General features: G+C 67.5%; 18 protein-coding genes and 1 tRNA gene. 13 read left to right on the forward strand and 6 right to left on the reverse strand.

Features of this window, described 5'->3' with window-relative positions; genetic code table 11:
* Both MVA01S_RS21830 and MVA01S_RS21835 read left to right on the forward strand, forming a co-directional pair.
* On the forward strand, nt 1-1,546 hold a 1,546-nt coding region (locus tag MVA01S_RS21830; protein ID WP_060941688.1), incomplete at its 5' end, for a DUF2339 domain-containing protein.
* Between the two features lie 32 nt (nt 1,547-1,578).
* Entirely contained in the window at nt 1,579-2,082 is a 504-nt protein-coding gene (locus tag MVA01S_RS21835) for a Dps family protein (protein WP_003931908.1), read from the forward strand.
* Here the strand turns inward: MVA01S_RS21835 and MVA01S_RS21840 are convergent.
* Nucleotides 2,057-3,358, reverse strand: a complete 1,302-nt coding sequence (locus MVA01S_RS21840) for an adenylate/guanylate cyclase domain-containing protein (protein ID WP_064635116.1) — start codon at nt 3,356-3,358, stop codon at nt 2,057-2,059. The two genes, MVA01S_RS21835 and MVA01S_RS21840, sit on opposite strands and share 26 nt — an antisense overlap.
* An 83-nt stretch (nt 3,359-3,441) precedes the next feature.
* Between MVA01S_RS21840 and MVA01S_RS21845 the strand changes: the two genes are divergently transcribed.
* Genes MVA01S_RS21845 through MVA01S_RS21860 form a run of 4 tightly spaced genes read left to right on the forward strand, consistent with a single transcriptional unit; the run spans nt 3,442 to nt 8,352 of the window.
* A complete protein-coding gene (locus tag MVA01S_RS21845; RefSeq protein ID WP_003931910.1) occupies nt 3,442-4,215 on the forward strand; it encodes a succinate dehydrogenase cytochrome b subunit in 774 nt (257 codons plus the stop codon).
* Nucleotides 4,212-6,158, forward strand: coding sequence for a fumarate reductase/succinate dehydrogenase flavoprotein subunit (locus tag MVA01S_RS21850; protein ID WP_003931911.1), 1,947 nt, complete (start codon nt 4,212-4,214; stop codon nt 6,156-6,158). The genes MVA01S_RS21845 and MVA01S_RS21850 overlap by 4 nt, the downstream gene beginning before the upstream one ends.
* Nucleotides 6,159-6,168: 10 nt before the next feature.
* Nucleotides 6,169-6,918, forward strand: coding sequence for a succinate dehydrogenase/fumarate reductase iron-sulfur subunit (locus MVA01S_RS21855; protein ID WP_003931912.1), 750 nt, complete (start codon nt 6,169-6,171; stop codon nt 6,916-6,918).
* 30 nt (nt 6,919-6,948) lie between these two features.
* Nucleotides 6,949-8,352, forward strand: coding sequence for an anion permease (locus tag MVA01S_RS21860; RefSeq protein WP_003931913.1), 1,404 nt, complete (start codon nt 6,949-6,951; stop codon nt 8,350-8,352).
* Between the two features lie 14 nt (nt 8,353-8,366).
* Here MVA01S_RS21860 and MVA01S_RS21865 read toward each other — a convergent pair.
* Nucleotides 8,367-8,443, reverse strand: a tRNA-Leu gene (locus MVA01S_RS21865).
* Nucleotides 8,444-8,510: 67 nt separating this feature from the next.
* On the opposite strand from MVA01S_RS21865, the gene MVA01S_RS21870 reads away from it, so the two are divergent.
* From MVA01S_RS21870 to MVA01S_RS21895, 6 genes are all read left to right on the forward strand, one after another.
* Nucleotides 8,511-9,140 carry a two-component system response regulator PdtaR gene (locus MVA01S_RS21870; protein ID WP_003931914.1) on the forward strand — a complete coding sequence of 210 codons (630 nt, stop codon included), beginning with the start codon at nt 8,511-8,513 and terminating at the stop codon, nt 9,138-9,140.
* A 223-nt stretch (nt 9,141-9,363) separates the two neighbouring features.
* Nucleotides 9,364-10,575 carry a branched-chain amino acid ABC transporter substrate-binding protein gene (locus tag MVA01S_RS21875; protein ID WP_040542162.1) on the forward strand — a complete coding sequence of 404 codons (1,212 nt, stop codon included), beginning with the start codon at nt 9,364-9,366 and terminating at the stop codon, nt 10,573-10,575.
* A gap of 123 nt (nt 10,576-10,698) precedes the next feature.
* Nucleotides 10,699-11,709: a branched-chain amino acid ABC transporter permease gene (locus tag MVA01S_RS21880; protein WP_003931916.1), complete on the forward strand. Its 1,011-nt coding sequence runs from the start codon at nt 10,699-10,701 to the stop codon at nt 11,707-11,709.
* Nucleotides 11,706-12,851, forward strand: coding sequence for a branched-chain amino acid ABC transporter permease (locus MVA01S_RS21885; protein ID WP_003931917.1), 1,146 nt, complete (start codon nt 11,706-11,708; stop codon nt 12,849-12,851). The genes MVA01S_RS21880 and MVA01S_RS21885 overlap by 4 nt, the downstream gene beginning before the upstream one ends.
* A complete protein-coding gene (locus MVA01S_RS21890) occupies nt 12,848-13,717 on the forward strand; it encodes an ABC transporter ATP-binding protein (protein WP_003931918.1) in 870 nt (289 codons plus the stop codon). Before MVA01S_RS21885 ends, MVA01S_RS21890 begins: the two co-directional genes overlap by 4 nt.
* Entirely contained in the window at nt 13,704-14,465 is a 762-nt protein-coding gene (locus MVA01S_RS21895; RefSeq protein ID WP_040542165.1) for an ABC transporter ATP-binding protein, read from the forward strand. Before MVA01S_RS21890 ends, MVA01S_RS21895 begins: the two co-directional genes overlap by 14 nt.
* Before the next feature lie 83 nt (nt 14,466-14,548).
* On the opposite strand, the gene MVA01S_RS21900 is transcribed toward MVA01S_RS21895, so the two are convergent.
* The 4 genes from MVA01S_RS21900 to MVA01S_RS21915 form a co-directional block, all read right to left on the reverse strand.
* The gene (locus tag MVA01S_RS21900; RefSeq protein ID WP_003931920.1) at nt 14,549-14,776 is read right to left on the reverse strand and encodes a DUF167 domain-containing protein; all 228 of its coding nucleotides are present in this window, start codon (nt 14,774-14,776) and stop codon (nt 14,549-14,551) included.
* Between the two features lie 91 nt (nt 14,777-14,867).
* Nucleotides 14,868-16,067: a lipid-transfer protein gene (locus MVA01S_RS21905; RefSeq protein ID WP_003931921.1), complete on the reverse strand. Its 1,200-nt coding sequence runs from the start codon at nt 16,065-16,067 to the stop codon at nt 14,868-14,870.
* Entirely contained in the window at nt 16,064-16,528 is a 465-nt protein-coding gene (locus MVA01S_RS21910; RefSeq protein WP_003931922.1) for a Zn-ribbon domain-containing OB-fold protein, read from the reverse strand. Before MVA01S_RS21910 ends, MVA01S_RS21905 begins: the two co-directional genes overlap by 4 nt.
* A gap of 65 nt (nt 16,529-16,593) precedes the next feature.
* Nucleotides 16,594-17,271: an alpha/beta fold hydrolase gene (locus tag MVA01S_RS21915; RefSeq protein WP_003931923.1), complete on the reverse strand. Its 678-nt coding sequence runs from the start codon at nt 17,269-17,271 to the stop codon at nt 16,594-16,596.
* A 71-nt stretch (nt 17,272-17,342) separates the two neighbouring features.
* Here MVA01S_RS21915 and MVA01S_RS21920 point away from each other — a divergent pair.
* A partial coding sequence (locus tag MVA01S_RS21920) for a LysR family transcriptional regulator (protein WP_159426339.1) occupies nt 17,343-17,519 on the forward strand: 177 nt, incomplete at its 3' end.

Here is a 17,519-nt window from a genome sequence, read left to right on the forward strand (position 1 = left end):
GGTGCGTCGCGAACGTTCACAGGGCTGGATCGGCAAGCTGCTCGCCGTCGCCGGTGTCGCGGTCACGCTGATCGGCGTGGTGCTGCTGCTCGTGCTGGCCGCCCAGGCCGGGATCCTGCGACCTGAGTTCCGGGTCGCCGCGGGCGGCGCACTGGCCGCGGGGCTGGTCGTGGCGGGCTGCTGGCTCCAGCGCCGGCCCGGCGGACGGGTCGGCGCGATCGCGCTGGCGGCCACCGGCGTGGCCGCCGCGTACATGGACGTCATCGCGGTCACGGTGATCTACGACTGGATGCCGGCGCCGGCGGGACTCGTCCTCGCCTCGGTGATCGCCGGCGGCGGGCTGACACTGGCCCGGCGCTGGGATTCCCAGCAGCTCGGGCTGCTGGTGCTGGTTCCTCTGCTGGTCCTGGCGCCGGTCCTCACCGACGGCATCTCGCTGCTGCTGGTCGGGTTCATGCTCACGCTGGCCGCGGTGTCCCTGCCCGTGCAGCTCGGCAGGGACTGGATCGGGCTGCACGCCGCACGCACCGCAGCTGCGGTTCTGCCCCTGCTGATCGCGCTGCCCGCCCGATACGTCGACTCCCGCCAGGACCTCTGGCTGGCCGGTGCCTGCGGTATCGCGGCCGCGGTGGCCCTACTCGGCGCGTTGCTTCTGCTGCCCGGGAGCAGAAACCGCGGTGGGATGGCGCTGTTGACCGCGGCAGGGGTGCTTCCGGTGCTGTGCGCATCACTGGCGGTCGACCGGGTGGTCGCGGCCCTGATGGCCGCCGCGCTGGCCGCGGCCCTGCTGGCCATCGTGCTGGCCGGTGACCGTCTGCCCGGGGTGCCGGGGGTGGCGCGGCACGTGTTCTCGGCGACCTCGGCGGTGGCCGCGCTGATCGCCGTGACCGTCGCGTTCGACGGCAGGATCGCCGGGCCGGTGCTGCTGGCGATGGCGGTGACCGTCGCACTGGTGGGGCGGCATGACACGGTCGCACGTTGGGCGGCAATCGGTTTCGCGATCGTCGGCGGTTGTGCGCACCTGGCCGTCTCGCCGCCGGAGGCGCTGTTGGAGCCCGTGCGTATCGGCGCTGCCGGCGGCGTGTCCACTCTGGTGTCCAGCGTCCTGCTCGCTGCGGCTGCGGTGGCGGTGGTCTGGGCGTGGAACCGTGACGAGAGCGTGCTCTGGGTGGGGGCCGTGGCCGTGATCGGCTATGCGGTCACATCGTTCACGGTGACCGCGGGGATGTTGATCTCCGGCGACGACGGGGGCTTCTTCGCCGGGCACATGGTGGCCACCATCTGCTGGATCGCGATCGCCGCCGCGGTGTTCGGCTATGCGGCCCGGTTGCCGCGTGAGGACCGTTCGGTCCCGATCAGTGGCGGGCTCGGTCTGGTGGCGGCGGCGATGGCCAAGCTGTTCCTGTTCGACCTCGGCACCCTGGGCGGGATGTTCCGCGTCGCGGTGTTCATCGTCGTCGGTCTGATCCTGCTGGGGATGGGTGCCGGCTACGCGCGTCTGCTGGACCGGCAGGACGAGCAGGCGGTGACGAAAACCACGTGCTAATCTGGACTGAGTCCAGAAAAGGAGGCGTTGTGATGAGCATGAGCACACTGAAGAACGCACGTAAGACCGAAGCCGAAGTCGCCCACTTCCAGGCCTCGCCGGAATTGAGCGCTGCTCTTCAACAGGTACTCGTCGATCTGATCGAGCTGCACCTGCAGGGCAAGCATGCGCACTGGAACGTGGTCGGCAGCAACTTCCGCGACCTTCATCTGCAACTGGACGAAGTCGTCGATTTCGCCCGGGCATCCAGCGACATCGTCGCCGAGCGGATGCGCTCGCTCGACGCGGTACCCGACGGCAGGTCCGACACGGTGGCAGCGACGACGTCGCTGCCGGAGTTCCCCGCCTTCGAGCGCAGCAGCGGCGAGGTCGTCGACCTGGTCACCGCGCGCATCTACGCCGCGGTGGACACCCTGCGGACCGTCCATGACAGCGTCGACGCCGAGGATCCCAGCACGGCCGACATCCTGCATCAGCTGACCGACGGGCTGGAGAAGCTGGCCTGGTTGCTCAAGTCGGAGAACCGGAAGGTGTAATGCCGTCGGCGGAGCCGACAATCAGGCCGGAGGCGGCCCGATGGCCCACCAGATACCAGGTGTGCATCGGGCCTTTGCCTTTCACCTCGACGAGACCCCGCTCGACGAGGACGAACCGGTGCCGCAGGCGCTCATAGACGTCGTCGGGCACCTGAATACGGCCCTCGACATCGGTGGTCTCCATCCGCGAGGCCACGTTGACCGCGTCGCCCCACACGTCGTAGAAGAACTTCTTGGCTCCCACCACTCCGGCTACGACCGGCCCGGTCGCCATCCCGATGCGTAACGGGACATCGCGCCCCCGTGAATCTTTCAGATCGGCGACCGCGGCGGCCATGTCGAGCGCGAAGTGAGCCAGTGCCTCGATGTGGTCGTCGCGGGGGACCGGTACGCCGCTGACGACCATGTAGGAGTCACCGCTGGTCTTGACCTTCTCCAGGCCGTGGCGGTCGACCAGCGCGTCCAGATCGGTGAACAACTGATCCAGAAACCACACCAGTTCGGCGGGCCCGGTGTCGCTGGCCCGTTTCGTGTAACCGGCGATGTCGGCGAACAGGATCGACGCGTCGTCGTATGCATCGGCGATCACCGAGCGCGTCGGCGCCTTGAGCCGCTCGGCGATCGGCTCGGGCAGGATGTTGGTGAGCAGCCGTTCCGAGCGTTCGTACTCGGCGTCCATCGCCTCTTCGGCGCGGTAGATCTCCCGCATCGTGTACCAGATGGTCGCCACGATCATCAGCCCCGAGGTCACCACCGCGGTGACGAAACCGGCGGTCAGCGCCCAGGGTGGCCCCAGACCACGGTCGTGCGGTACAGCCACTTCCAGGCCGATCGTGATCAGCGCCCCGACGGCGGCGATCACCGACGCCAGGACAATCCGCTCGATGCCCAGCACGAGCACCAGCAGCGACGCCGCGACCAGGAAGTAGAACTGCAATCCGGAGCCGGTGCCGATGTGGTAGCAGATGAAACCCACTGATACGTAGGCGAATGTCACGAACGTCAGCGGTGCGATCAACTCGCCGAACCGGCACATCCGGGGAATCGTCAGAAACACCACGCCGCAGACGATGTTCACCACGCCCAGCCACCACATGGAACCGCCGAGTGCCAGTTGGAACACCCCGAACGCCGTCGACGCCACCGACGCGATCCAGCTCGCGATCATCAGCACCCGGATCCGTCGGCTGATGCGTTCGGCGCGATGCCGTTCCGGTGACCACCCAGGGCTGTCCTGCACGCCCCCGGGGACGCAGACCGGCCGAACGTTGACCACGGCCAAAGAGTAGCGCTCCGGGCTCCTGATCGACTGCGCATTGGGATGACGGGGAGTAGCTTCGTGCCAGGGGCAGGTTGGGGGTGATCGTGGCATCCACCGTTGACGACGCGGCACCCACCGACAACGCCGATGCCGGTCACGAGGTCGCCCGCGGCCCGGTCCGCCAGCGTGGTGAATGGCGGTGGCGCACCCAGCCTTCGTCGGTGACGCTCAAGCTGATCATGGCGTTCACCGGTGTGGTGTTCGCGTTGTACGTCCTGGTGCACATGATCGGCAACCTGAAGGTGTACACGGGCGCCGCGCATTTCGACGACTACGCGCATTGGCTGCGCACGCTCGGCGAGCCGCTGCTGCCCTACGAGGGCGCGCTGTGGATCTTCCGGGTGGTGCTCGTCGCGTGCCTTGTCGGCCATGTCGGCGCAGCGGTCATGCTCGCCGTGCGCGGGTACCGGGCGCGTGGCCGTTTCCGGCGTGCCGGCATGCGGTCGCTACGCACCTTCACCGCGCAAACGATGTTGGTCGGTGGCGTTGTGTTGTTGCTGTTCATCATCTTTCACATCCTCGATCTCACGACCGGTACCCGGCCGGCCGCCAGTGAGGCGTTCCAGCCGGGCCAGGCATACGACAATCTGATCGCCAGCTTCGAGCGACCCGCGGTCGCGCTGTTCTACTTCCTGACGATGGCGGTGCTCGGCTCGCATCTGGTCCACGGACTGTGGACGGTGGTCAACGATCTCGGGGTGACCGGCCACCGCGCACGTCAGGTGCTCGTCGCCCTCGGCGGACTGCTGGCGCTGTCGGTGACCGTCGGCAACATGTCCATCCCCGTCGCCGTCCAACTGGGCGTGCTGTGACCGCCCCCGGCTCGTTGCGAATCGTCGGCGGCGCCGTCGACGGCGGGGTGCCTCCGGGTGATCCCGCCACCGCCTGGGAACGGCGCCTCCTGGACTACCGACTGGTCAGCCCGCTGAACCGCGGCAAGTTCAGCGTGATCGTGGTCGGCACCGGACTCGCGGGCGCCGGTTGCGCGGCGGCGCTGGCCGAACTCGGTTACCACGTCGAGTCCTTCACCTTCCACGACGCGCCGCGACGCGCACACAGCGTCGCCGCCCAGGGCGGGATCAACGCCGCGCGCGGACGAAAGGTCGACAACGACAGCGTCGGCCGCTTCGTCAAGGACACCGTCAAAGGCGGCGACTTCCGGGCCCGGGAGGCCGACTGCTTCCGGTTGGCCCAGGAGTCCGCCCGCGTGATCGACCACATGAACGCCATCGGCGCGCCGTTCGCCCGGGAGTACGGCGGCAGCCTGGCCACCCGGTCGTTCGGCGGAGTGCAGGTCTCCCGGACGTACTACACCCGGGGGCAGACCGGTCAGCAGTTGCAGATCGCCGCCACCCAGGCACTGTTGCGTCAGGTCGACGCCGGGACGGTGAACCTGCACACCCGCAGCGAGATGCTGGACCTGATCGTCGAGGACGGGGTGGCCCGCGGGATCGTCACGCGCAACCTGATCACCGGCGAGGTGCGGGCGTTCACCGCCCACGCGGTCGTGCTGGCCACCGGTGGCTACGGCAACGTGTTCTTCCGCTCCACGCTGGCCAGGAACTCCAATGCCAGCGCGACCTGGCGTGCCTACCTGCGCGGCGCGTTGTTCGCCTCACCGTCGTTCATCCAGTTCCATCCCACTGCGCTGCCGGTGAACTCGCAGTGGCAGTCCAAGACCATTCTGATGAGCGAATCGCTGCGCAACGACGGCCGGATCTGGGTGCCGAAGAGGGCCGGAGATGAGCGCCCCGCCAACGACATTCCCGAAACCGAGCGCGACTACTACCTGGAGCGGATGTACCCGGCCTACGGCAACCTGGCGCCGCGCGACGTGTCCTCCAGGGCTGCGCGGGCCCAGATCGAGGCCGGCCACGGCGTGGGTCCGCTGAAAAACAGTGTCTATCTGGACTTCCGCGACGCGCTGGCGAAGCTGGGACGGGACAAGATCGCCGAGCGGTACGGCAACCTGTTCTCGATGTACCGGGACGCCACCGGCGAGGACCCCTACCGGGTGCCGATGCGGATCGCCCCGGGGGCGCATTTCGCGATGGGTGGCCTGTGGAGTGATTTCGACGAGATGACCTCGATACCAGGGCTTTTCGTGGCCGGCGAGGCGGGGTGGACCTATCACGGCGCGAACCGGCTCGGCGCCAACTCGTTGCTGTCGGCGTGCGTGGACGGATGGTTCACCCTGCCCTATGCGATTCCGAACTATCTCGCGGGGCTGCTCGGCACCACCCCGCCGGGACTCGACCAGCCCGCGGTGAGAGCGACGTTGGCCGACGTCGAACGGCGGGTGGACGCGCTGCTGTCCATCGACGGCACGCAGGGGCCCGACCGCTTCCACCGCCGACTCGGCGAGATCCTCTACCGCGGGTGCGGGGTGTCACGCTCGGAGGCCGGGCTCAAGGCCGCGATCGTCGACATCGACGCGCTGACCGCGGACTTCTGGTCGGATCTGCGCGTGGCCGGATCCGGCGCGCAGTTCAACCAGGAGTTGGAGAAGGCCGGCCGGGTGGCCGACTTTCTCGGGCTGGCGCGGCTGATGTGCATCGACGCGCTGGACCGCGACGAATCCTGCGGGGCACATTTCCGGGTGGAACATCAGACCAGCGGCGGGGAAGCCCAGCGCGACGACCAGCACTGGTGCTTCGTGTCGGCCTGGCAACACCACGGCGACGGCCCCGCGGTGCGCCGCGACGAACCTCTCACCTTCTCCGCGGTGCCGCTGCAGACCCGGAACTACGCGTGAAAGGGTCTGTGTGAAGCTCATATTGGACATCTGGCGGCAGGCCGACGCCGCGTCGCCCGGCGGGTACCAGTCCTATGTCGTCGAGGATGCGGTGCCGGAGATGTCGCTGCTCGAACTGCTGGACCGGCTCAACGACGCTCTGGTCGCCGAGGGCCGCGACCCGGTGGCGTTCGACTCCGACTGCCGGGAGGGAGTGTGCGGGTCGTGCGGGATCACCGTCGACGGCCGCCCGCACGGTCCGCTGGCCAACACCCCGTCGTGCCGTCAGCACGTGCGGTCGTTCACCGATGGCGCGCGGGTGCGGTTGGAGCCGTTCCGCTCGGCGGCGTTCCCGGTGGTGCGGGATCTGGTGGTGGACCGCTTCGCGCTCGACCGGATGATGATCGCCGGAGGCAACGTCGCCGTGGACGCAGGCACCGCGGCCGACGCCGACGCCGAACCCCTTCCGCACGACGACGCCGAGTACGCGCTGGATTTCGCCGCGTGTATCGGCTGCGGGGCCTGTGTGGCGGCCTGCCCCAACGGCGCGGCTCATCTCTACGCGGGGGCCAAACTGCTGCATCTGGCGGTGATGACCCGCGGCCGCGAGGAGCGCGGCGGACGGGCCAAGACGATGGTGGCCCAGATGGAAGAGGACTTCGGGCCCTGCTCGAGTTACGGGGAGTGCTCGGTGGTGTGTCCGGAGAGCATCCCGCTGACCGCCGTCGCCGCGGTGAACCGGGAAGTGGTGCGGTCCCGCTTGCGGGGCAGACCCGACTGAGGGCGGAGGACGCCGGTGAGCAGACCCTGGGTGCCGTATCTGTGGAAGGCCGGGATCCCAGTGCTGGTCGCTGCGGTGGTGTACTTCCTGCCGGTGCCCGAAGGCGTGGAGCCGACGGGGATGCGCATGCTGGGCATCTTCCTGGGCACCATCCTGGGGCTGATCCTGCAGCCGCTGCCCACGGGTGCGGTGGCGCTGATCGGGATGGCGGCGGCGATGCTGACCAAGACCGAGTCGGCAGCCAGGGCGCTGGCCGGTTTCGCCAACACGACGGTGTGGTTGATCGTCGCCGCGTTCTTCATCGCCGAGGGGTTCCTGATCACCGGCCTCGGGCGGCGCGTCGCGTTGTTGTTCGTCACCCGCCTGGGGCGTTCGACGCTGGGGTTGTCCTACGGCATGGCGTTGACCGATCTGATCCTGGCGCCCGCCACCCCGTCGAACACGGCACGGTGCGGGGGAGTGGTGTTCCCGGTGGTGGCCTCACTGAGCCGGCTGGAGGACTCCCATCCCGAACCCGAGGAATCGCGCAAGAGGCTCGGTGCGTTCCTGACCCTGACCGCATTACAGGTCAACGTCGTCACGTCGGCGATGTTCCTGACCGCGATGGCCGGCAATCCCGTCGCACAAGCGGCAGCCCGGGATTTCGGTATCGAGATCTCCTGGGGCCGATGGGCATTGGCGGCGATGGTGCCGGGAGCGGTCAGCCTGATCGCCGTGCCGTGGGTGATGTCGAAGATCTACCCGCCGACGGTCGACAAGACGCCTGAAGCGCCTGACGAAGCGCGAGCCCAGCTGCGCGAGGCCGGACCCATGTCGCGGCACGAATGGATCATGGCCGCCACGTTCGTGCTGCTGTTGCTGTTGTGGTGCCTCGGCGACTTTCTCGATATCGACGCCACCACCGCCGCATTCACCGGGATCGCGGTCCTGCTGATCACCGGCGTGCTGTCCTGGAAGAACCTGGCCGACAACACTTCTGCGTGGAGCACGCTGGTGTTCTTCGGTGTCCTGGTCGGCATGGCCGCCGAACTCAACCAGCTCGGGGTCATCGACTGGATCGGAGAGTCGGTGGCCGGATCGGTGGACGCGCTGCCGTGGCTGGCGGCGTTCGCGATCCTGACGACGGTCTACTTCTACTCGCACTACCTGTTCGCGTCCAACACCGCGCACATCGTGGCGATGTACGGCGTGTTCGTCGGCGCCGCGATCGCCACCGGGGCGCCGCCGCTGTTCGCCGCGCTGGTGTTCGGCTTCATCGGCAGCCTGTTCGGCGGGCTGGCGCACTACTCGTCCGGGCCGGCCGGCGTGATCTACGGATCGGGCTATGTCAAGACCGCGGAGTTGTTCCGCATCGGCTTCCTGATGAGCGTGCTTAACATCGCGATCTGGACGTCGATCGGCGGGCTGTGGATGAAGGTGCTCGGCATCTGGTGACGCCGGATCTTGCGTGGTGCCCTCGGTGAGATTCGAACTCACACTGTACGGGTTTTGAATCCGTTTCCTCTGCCAGTTGGGATACGAGGGCGCGGCCTACCACCCTAGATGATGGCCCCGCGCTCGCTCATCCGGCCCGTGCCGTTCACAATGTTGGGATGTCATCTGCTTCCGCGTCGCCGTCAGACGCCGTCGTCACGCCGCGCCGCGTCCTGGTCGCCGAGGACGAGGCCCTCATCCGGCTCGACCTGGCAGAAATGCTCCGCGAGGAGGGCTACGAGGTCGTCGGTGAGGCCGGCGACGGTCAGGAAGCCGTCGAGCTGGCCGAGTCGCTGCGCCCTGACCTGGTCATCATGGACGTCAAGATGCCGCGGCGCGACGGTATCGACGCCGCCTCGGAGATCGCCAGCAAGCGCATCGCCCCGATCGTCATCCTGACCGCGTTCAGCCAGCGTGAGCTGGTGGAGCGGGCCCGGGACGCCGGGGCGATGGCCTACCTGGTCAAGCCGTTCAGCATCACCGACCTGATCCCGGCCATCGAGCTGGCAGTGAGCCGGTTCAGTGAGATGGCCGAGCTGGAGAAGGAAGTCGCCAACCTTTCCGACCGGCTGGAGACCCGCAAACTCGTCGAGCGGGCCAAGGGTTTGCTGCAATCGAAGCAGGGGATGACGGAACCCGAGGCGTTCAAGTGGATTCAGCGTGCGGCGATGGATCGGCGCACCACCATGAAGCGGGTCGCCGAGGTGGTCCTGGAGACCCTGGATCCGCCCGCCGAACCCACGGCCTAGCGCCGGGAACCGTCCTCCGGGGCGGCGCCACCGGTTAAGTCTGCGTTTCCACAGTCGTCCTTTCGCCCTTTCACCCCGGTTACCGGCGCGGCGCGTTTTCCAACAGCACGCACGGCGGCGATGGGTTGGTTATGGTCGTCGCGGAGCATCGCCGCAGTGTCGTTCCGGTTTGTGCACGGTCCGGCCCACGGCGTCGAGCAGAACATCGAACCGGAGGTGATACGTGCGCGGTCGCGTGGCACGCAATGCATTTGCTGTCGGTAGTGCGGGTCTGATTGTGCTGGCCATGGCCGGCTGCAGCCAGAGCACGCCCGAGGAAGAGGCGTCGCAGACGAACCTCAAGATCGTGGAGAAGGTGCAGATCGACCAGAGCGGTGCCGAGGTCGCTGCCTCCGAAGGTGCCGAACCCGCCGATCCGGCCGGTGACGGTAACGCCACCTGCCCGCCGGTGTCGATCGCCATGGCCGGTGCCCTCAACGGCCCCGACGCCGCCCTGGGCATCAACATCAAGAACGGTGTGCAGCTGGCGGTCGACAAGCACAACGAGGCGAATCCCGGCTGCCAGGTGCAGCTCATCCCGTTCGACACCGAAGGTGACCCGCAGAAGGCCACCGGCATCGCCCCGCAGATCGTCAACGACCAGTACACGATCGGGCTGGTCGGTCCCGCCTTCTCCGGCGAGACCAAGGCCACCGGCGGCGTCTTCGACCAGGCTGGGCTCGTCTCGGTCACCGCGTCGGCGACGAATGTCGACCTGTCCAAGAACGGTTGGCGGACCTTCTTCCGCGGGTTGGCCAACGACGGCGTGCAGGGCCCGTCGGTCGCCAACTACCTGAAGAACTCCCTGGGCCACCAGAAGGTCTGCGTCGTCGACGACAGCACCGACTACGGCCTGGGCCTGTCCCAGGCGGTCCGCGAAACCCTCGGCCCGGTTGCCGACTCGGCGTGCAACATCTCGGTGAAGAAGGGCGACAAGGACTTCTCGGCCGCCGTCACCCAGATCAAGGGCGCCGCGCCGGATTCGGTCTTCTTCGGCGGCTACTACGCCGAAGCGGCCCCGCTCGTCCAGCAGCTCAGGGACGGCGGATTCGAGGGCGTGTTCGCCAGCGCCGACGGCACCAAGGATCCCGAGTTCGTCAAGCAGGCCGGCGAATCGTCCAAGGGCGCGGTGCTGGCCTGCCCGTGCGGACCGGCCACCGGTTCGTTCGCCGACGAGTACACGGCGAAGTTCAACCAGGAGCCCGGCACCTACAGCGCCGAGGGCTACGACCTGGGCACGATCCTGCTCAAGGGCATCGACTCGGGCGCGATCACACGCCCGGCGCTGCTCGACTTCGTGCGCAACTACCAGGGCCAGGGTGTGGCCCGCGAGTACCAGTGGACTCCGGAGGGTGAGCTCACCACCACCCTGATCTGGATCTACGACGTCCAGTAACGACTGAGGCGAAGCGCGTTCGAGCACCTGACTCGGACGCGCTTCGTCGTTGTCGCCTAAAAGTGTTGTCGCCCAAGTAACTCTGTCGCCCAACACGAAGCGCCGTGAGGAGTTTTCCGCCGGATGGACCTGGCTGCAAACATCAATTTCAACGTCGGAGCGCTGGTGGACAGCTTCTGGCAGTTGACGATCGACGGCCTGTCGTGGGGAGCGATCTACGCCCTGGTCGCTGTCGGCTACACCCTCGTGTTCGGGGTGCTCCGCCTGATCAACTTCGCGCACTCCGAGATCTTCATGCTGGGCATGTTCGGCGCGTACTTCGCGCTCGACATCATCCTGGGGTTCACGCCGAGCGGTAACGCCTACAGCAAGGGTGTGGCACTGACGATCCTGTACCTGGGATTCGCGATGCTGTTCGCGATGATGGTGTCGGGTAGTGCGGCGGTCGGGTTGGAGTTCGTCGCCTATCGTCCGCTGCGTAAGCGCAACGCCCGGCCGTTGACGTTCCTGATCACCGCCATCGGGATGTCGTTCGTGCTGCAGCAGTTCGTGCTGTTCATCCTGCCCAAACTGATCCCCGGCTACGGCGGCCCGAACGCCCAGCAGCCCATCGTGCTGGTGCAGCCCAGGACCCAGTTCGAGGTGTTCGGCGTCGCGGTCTCGAACGTCACCCTGGTCATCGTGGTCTCGGCGCTGGTGCTCGCCGTGCTCACCGACACCGCGATCAACCGCACCAAGTTCGGCCGCGGCATCAGGGCCGTCGCGCAGGACCCGACGACGGCCACCCTGATGGGGGTGTCGCGCGAGCGCATCATCATGACCACGTTCCTGATCGGCGGGTTGCTGGCCGGCGCGGCGGCGCTGCTGTACACCCTCAAGGTGCCGCAGGGCATCATCTACTCCGGCGGGTTCCTGTTGGGCATCAAGGCGTTCTCGGCCGCGGTGCTCGGCGGTATCGGCAACCTGCGCGGCGCGCTGCTCGGCGGCCTGCTGCTCGGGGTGATGGAGAACTACGGGCAGGCTGTCTTCGGCACCCAGTGGCGCGATGTCGTCGCGTTCGCGCTGCTGGTGTTGGTGCTGCTGATCCGTCCGACCGGGATACTCGGTGAGAGCCTCGGGAAGGCACGGGTATGACGCGAATCATCGACTGGTGGGACGGCCTGACCCGGGCCCAGAAATGGGTGTTCGGCATCGTCCTGTTCGCCGGGATCGCGCTCTCCCCGTTGTTCAAACCGGGCTTCATCGACACCCCCGGCATCAGCTTCGGCGGCACGATGGCCCAGTTCGCGATGGTGGCGATCATCGCGATCGGCCTCAACGTCGTGGTCGGGCAGGCAGGTCTGCTCGACCTGGGCTACGTCGGGTTCTACGCCGTCGGCGCCTACACGGTCGCGCTGCTGACCAGCCCGGAGAGTCCGTGGAACCAGATGAGCCCGCAGGGCATCCTGACCACTCCATGGGCGTGGTTGGCCTGCGTGCCGCTGGCGATGGCGGTGACCGCGTTGAGCGGGCTGATCCTCGGCACCCCGACACTGCGCCTGCGCGGCGACTACCTGGCGATCGTCACGCTCGGTTTTGGCGAGATCATTCGACTGCTGGCCGACAACCTCGCCGACGTCACCAACGGGCCGCGCGGGCTCAACGAGGTCGCGTTCCCGCACTTCCGGGAGGACGCCCAACACCCTGAAGGGGTGTTCTCGGTGGCCAATTCGAGCGGCGACGCGAACTACGGCACCTGGTGGTTCTGGCTCGGGCTGATCCTGATCGTGGGCATCCTGCTGCTGGTCGGCAACCTGGAACGCAGCCGGGTGGGCCGCGCCTGGATCGCCGTGCGCGAGGACGAGGACGCCGCAGAGGTGATGGGCGTCAACGCGTTCAAGTTCAAGCTGTGGGCGTTCACCATCGGCGCGGCGATCGGCGGGCTCTCGGGTGCGCTGTACGCCGGCCAGGTGCAGTACGTCGCACCGCCGACGTTCAACATCATCAACTCGATGCTGTTCCTGTGTGCGGTGGTGCTGGGCGGGCAGGGCAACAAGCTCGGCGTGATCCTGGGCGCGTTCATCATCGTGTACCTGCCGAACCGGCTGCTCGGTGTGCACTTCCTGGGTATCGACATGGGCAACCTGAAGTACCTGTTCTTCGGTTTGGCGCTGGTGGTGTTGATGATCTTCCGTCCGCAGGGTCTGTTCCCGGCCCGGCAGCACCTGCTCACCTACGCCAGAGCCGCACGCAAGCTGCTGCGGACCCAGCCCACGGACACGGAGCCGGTCAAATGACGTCGCCGCAGGACGAGGCCACGCCGGAGATCTTCAAAGAGAATGTCGCCGAACTTGCCGGCGTGCACCGCGAGATCCAGGCCGGTGAAGGCGAAACGCTTTTGCAGACCACGGATCTGACCGTGAAGTTCGGCGGTCTGACGGCGCTGGACGCGGTGACGTTCGACATCCGCCGCGGCGAGATTCTGGGCCTGATCGGGCCCAACGGCGCCGGCAAGACGACGTGCTTCAACGCGATCACCGGTGTCTACCGGCCCACGTCGGGCACGGTCACGTTCGACGGCTCCCCGATCGGGCGGATCAAACGGCATCAGATCACCCGGCTCGGGATTGCCCGCACGTTCCAGAACATCCGCCTGTTCGGTGAGATGACCGCGCTGGAGAACGTCATGGTCGGCACCGACGCCCGGCACCGCACCTCGGTTCCCGGGGCGCTGATCCGCTCCCCGCGGCACCGGCGTGAAGAACGGTCGGCGATCGAAAGGTCGGCTGCATTACTGCACTTTGTAGGGATCGCGCACCGCGGCGAGGAGAAGGCCAAGAACCTGTCCTACGGCGACCAACGGCGGCTGGAGATCGCCAGGGCGCTGGCCACCGAACCCAAGCTGCTCTGCCTCGACGAGCCCGCCGCCGGGTTCAACCCCAGCGAGAAGTCCGCGCTGATCGACCTGATCCGCAAGATCCGCGACGACGGCTACACCGTGTTGCTGATCGAACACGACATGCGGCTGGTGATGGGGGTGACCGACCGGATCGTGGTGCTGGAGTTCGGCCGTAAGATCGCCGACGGACTGCCGGCCGAGATCCGCGAGGACCCCAAGGTCATCGCCGCCTACCTGGGAGTGCCCGACGATGAGCTCACCTGAGACCACTGAGCAGCAACCCGATCCGCGTCCGGTGCTGCTGGAGGTGCGCGACATCGTCGTGCACTACGGACGGATCAAGGCCCTGCACTCGGTGTCGCTGACCGTGCACGACGGCGAGCTGGTGACCCTGCTGGGTTCCAACGGTGCAGGCAAGACCACGATGATGCGCGCAATCTCCGGGCTGCTTCCGCTCACCTCGGGTTCGGTGTGGTTCGACGGCGCCGACATCAGCCGCGTCAAGGCGCACAAGCGCGTGGCCGACGGTCTGATCCAGGCCCCCGAGGGACGCGGCGTGTTCCCCGGTATGACGATCATCGACAACCTCGAGATGGGTTGTTACGGCAGGAAGTTCGCATCCAAGGCCGAACACGACGAGCGGCTCGACTGGGTGCTGGAGACCTTCCCCCGCCTGGCTGAACGAAGGAGTCAGCTGGGCGGCACGCTGTCCGGCGGCGAGCAGCAGATGCTGGCCATCGGGCGCGCGTTGATGGCACGGCCGAAAGTGCTGCTGCTCGACGAGCCGTCCATGGGGTTGGCGCCGATGGTGATCTCGCAGATCTTCCGGATCATCGCCGAGATCAACGCCACGGGCACCACGGTGCTGCTGGTGGAGCAGAACGCGCAGCAGGCCCTGAGTCGTTCGGACCGGGCCTACATCCTGGAGACCGGAGAGGTCACCCGTACCGGAAATGCCCGGGAGCTGTTGTCCGACAAGAGCATCCGCGCCGCCTACCTCGGCGTCGCCTGACATCCCCCTCACCTCCGCGAGCGTGCGTGTCTGCGGGCGACACACCGCGGAAACTCCCTATTTTCCGCACGCTCGTGGCGGTGTCAGCCGATGCGGAACCGCTTGAGTCGTGCGGTCGCGCCGCCGGTCAACTCGACGTGGCTGCGTGGTACGCCGAAGTGGTCGGCGAGCACCCGGATCACTGCGGCGTTGGCCTTGCCCTCGACTGCGCGCTCTCGGACGTAGACGGTCAGCACGCCGTCGGGTCCGGCTTCCACCAGCGGGCCCTTGCTGCTGCCCGGTTTGACCCGCACCGAGATCACCTCAGTCATGGCTCCATTGAGCCGTGAGCGTGCGTGTTCTCGGGGATTTCCGCGGCGTGTTGGCCGCAGACGCGCACGCTCGCGGGAGGGGGTGGGGGGGTTATTTGGCGACGATGACCGAGGAGCCGTGGCCGAAGAGGCCTTGGTTGGCGGTGACGCCGACGGTGGCGCCTTCGACCTGGCGGCCGGTGGCTTGGCCTTTGAGTTGCCAGGTGAGTTCGCAGACCTGGGCGATGGCCTGGGCCGGGATGGCTTCGCCGAAGCAGGCCAACCCACCGGAGGCGTTGACCGGGATGCGGCCGCCGACGGTGGTCGCTCCGCTGCGGAGCAGATGTTCGGCCTCGCCCTTGGCGCACAGGCCGAGGTGTTCGTACCAGTCGAGTTCCAGGGCGGTGGACAGGTCGTAGACCTCGGCCAGCGAGAGGTCCTCAGGCCCGATGCCGGCTTCGGCGTAGGCGGCATCGAGGATCTGGTCTTTGAAAACCCGCTCGGGCCCGGGGACCACGGCGGTGGAGTCGGTGGCGATGTCGGGCAGCTCGGGCAGGTGCTGCGGGTATTGCGGGGACTGCAGGCTGATCGCGCGCACCGAGGGGACTCCCTCGACCGAACCCAGGTGCTTCTCGGCGAAGGCTTTGCTCGCGACGATCAGTGCGGCGGCGCCGTCGCTGGTGGCGCAGATGTCGAGGAGCCGCAACGGATCCGACACCACGGGGGAGGCCAGCACATCCTCGACAGTGGCGGCCTTGCGGTAGCGGGCGTTGGGGTTGTCCAAGCCGTGGCGGGCGTTCTTGACCTTCACGTTCGCGAAGTCTTCGAGGGTGGCCCCGTAGAGGTCCATCCGCCGGCGGGCCAGCATCGCGAAGTAGACGGTGTTGGTCGCGCCGATGAGGTGGAAACGTTGCCAGTCGGGGTCGTTGCGGCGTTCGCCGCCGACGGGGGCGAAGAAGCCTTTGGGGGTGGTGTCGGCGCCGATGACCAGGGCGACGTCGCACAAGCCGGCCAGGATGTGGGCGCGGGCGCTCTGCAGGGCCTGGGAGCCGGAGGCGCAGGCGGCGTAGCTGGAGGTGATCGGGATGCCGTTCCAGCCCAGCTTCTGGGCGAAGGTGGCGCCGGCGACGAAGCCGGGGTACCCGTTGCGGATGGTGTCGGCGCCGGCGACCAACTGGATCTGGCGCCAGTCCAGGCCGGCTTCGGCCAGGGCGGCACGGGCGGCGACGACGCCGTATTCCGTGAAGTCACGTCCCCATTTGCCCCAGGGGTGCATGCCGGCGCCGAGGATGTAGACCGGGTCAGGACTCATTGGGCGGAACCCTTCTTGCTCTTTGCATCCGCGATCCTCCAGGCGTGGACGATGCGTTCGATGCCGTCGTCGTCGACATACAGCGGCATGGTGGTCAGTTCCATCTCCATGCCGACCTTGAGGTCGGCGGCCAGGGTGCCTTCGACGACCTTGCCGAGCACGATCAGGCCTTCGTCGGCGAGTTCGACCGCGGCCACGGCGAACGGCTCGAACGGATCTGGTGAGGGGTAGGGAGGTGGTGGGGCGTACCGGTTTTCGGTGTAGCTCCACAGCCGGCCGCGCCGCGACAGCGGCACCTGGGCCAGGTCGTCGCCGTCACAGCCCGGGTTGGGGCAGTTGTTGGCTCGGGGCGGGAACACGAAGGTTCCGCACTGGTGACACTTACCGCCGATCAGATACGGATCGCCCGACCCGTCCGTGGCGAACCACCCGTCGATCGCTGGCTGCGTGGAAGCTGACACGCGGTCAGCGTACCGAGTTCGGGGCGCAAAGTTGAAACGTGTTCCAGTTTTGTTCCGGTGAGCGGTCAGTGCCGGACGGTCTCGAGCAGGATTGTGAGAAGCGCGTCGGTGCAGTCGCGCATCAGGTTGTGCTTGCCGTCGAGTTCGTGGCAGATCCAGGTGGGGTCGTCGCGGACCCGGTCATAGGACGGCTGCAACGGTGACTGTCCGGGCCAGTCCCGCGCGTAGACGAACACCCGGTGGCGGAACCGGCCCAGGCCGCCGTGCAGGCGCAGTGGTTGCAGGAGAGTCGCCAGCGGATGCGACGTCGCCCGTGGGTCGAAGAACGGCAGTGGCGGCACGCCGAACCCACTGTCGTCGACCCGCACGTACCAGTCGCGTTCCTCCTCGTTGACGAGATCCCAGCAGCTTTCGCCGTCGCGCGGCACCACCGCGTCGACGAACACCAGTGAGTGCACGCGGTCGGGAATCCGGTCGGCGACACCGGTGATCACCATGCCGCCGTAGCTGTGCCCGACGAGGACGAGATCCGCGCCCGCGGCCGTGTCGTCCCTGATCGCGGCGAGTACGTCGGTGAGGTGGGTCTCCAGGTTGACCGCACCCGGCAGCAGGTGGGACCGCTCGGCCACACCCGTCAGCGTGAGCGCCAGCACGTGGTGGCCCTGCGCCCGCAACGATGCCGCGAGGCCGTCGAAACACCATGCGCCGTGGCACATCCCCGGAATCAACACGTACGTGCCCATGCCGTCCACGGTGCCCGGTGCTGACCTATAAGTCCAATAGATCTTTGTTCACAAATCTATAATCAATACTTATGGAGCTTCGTCAGCTGGAGTACCTGGTCGCGGTGGTCGAAGAAGGCAGCTTTACCGGGGCCGCCCAGCGCGAACACGTGGCACAGCCTGCCGTCAGTGCGCAGATCCGCCGGTTGGAGAGCCTGGTCGGTCAGCCGCTGCTGATCCGCACGAGCCGGGAGGTGCGGCTGACCCAC

The sequence above is a fragment of the Mycolicibacterium vaccae NBRC 14118 = CIP 105934 genome (genome assembly GCF_001552715.1).
Taxonomy (GTDB): domain Bacteria; phylum Actinomycetota; class Actinomycetes; order Mycobacteriales; family Mycobacteriaceae; genus Mycobacterium; species Mycobacterium vaccae.

Bases quoted from the DNA above. Each gene is read 5' to 3' on its own strand.
- MVA01S_RS21835 (WP_003931908.1), top strand. From the start codon at position 1,579: ATGAGCATGAGCACACTGAAGAACGCACGTAAGACCGAAGCCGAAGTC.
- MVA01S_RS21870 (WP_003931914.1), top strand. From the start codon at position 8,511: ATGTCATCTGCTTCCGCGTCGCCGTCAGACGCCGTCGTCACGCCGCGC.
- MVA01S_RS21880 (WP_003931916.1), top strand. From the start codon at position 10,699: ATGGACCTGGCTGCAAACATCAATTTCAACGTCGGAGCGCTGGTGGAC.
- MVA01S_RS21885 (WP_003931917.1), top strand. From the start codon at position 11,706: ATGACGCGAATCATCGACTGGTGGGACGGCCTGACCCGGGCCCAGAAA.
- MVA01S_RS21890 (WP_003931918.1), top strand. From the start codon at position 12,848: ATGACGTCGCCGCAGGACGAGGCCACGCCGGAGATCTTCAAAGAGAAT.
- MVA01S_RS21895 (WP_040542165.1), top strand. From the start codon at position 13,704: ATGAGCTCACCTGAGACCACTGAGCAGCAACCCGATCCGCGTCCGGTG.
- MVA01S_RS21900 (WP_003931920.1), bottom strand. From the start codon at position 14,776: ATGACTGAGGTGATCTCGGTGCGGGTCAAACCGGGCAGCAGCAAGGGC.
- MVA01S_RS21905 (WP_003931921.1), bottom strand. From the start codon at position 16,067: ATGAGTCCTGACCCGGTCTACATCCTCGGCGCCGGCATGCACCCCTGG.
- MVA01S_RS21915 (WP_003931923.1), bottom strand. From the start codon at position 17,271: ATGGGCACGTACGTGTTGATTCCGGGGATGTGCCACGGCGCATGGTGT.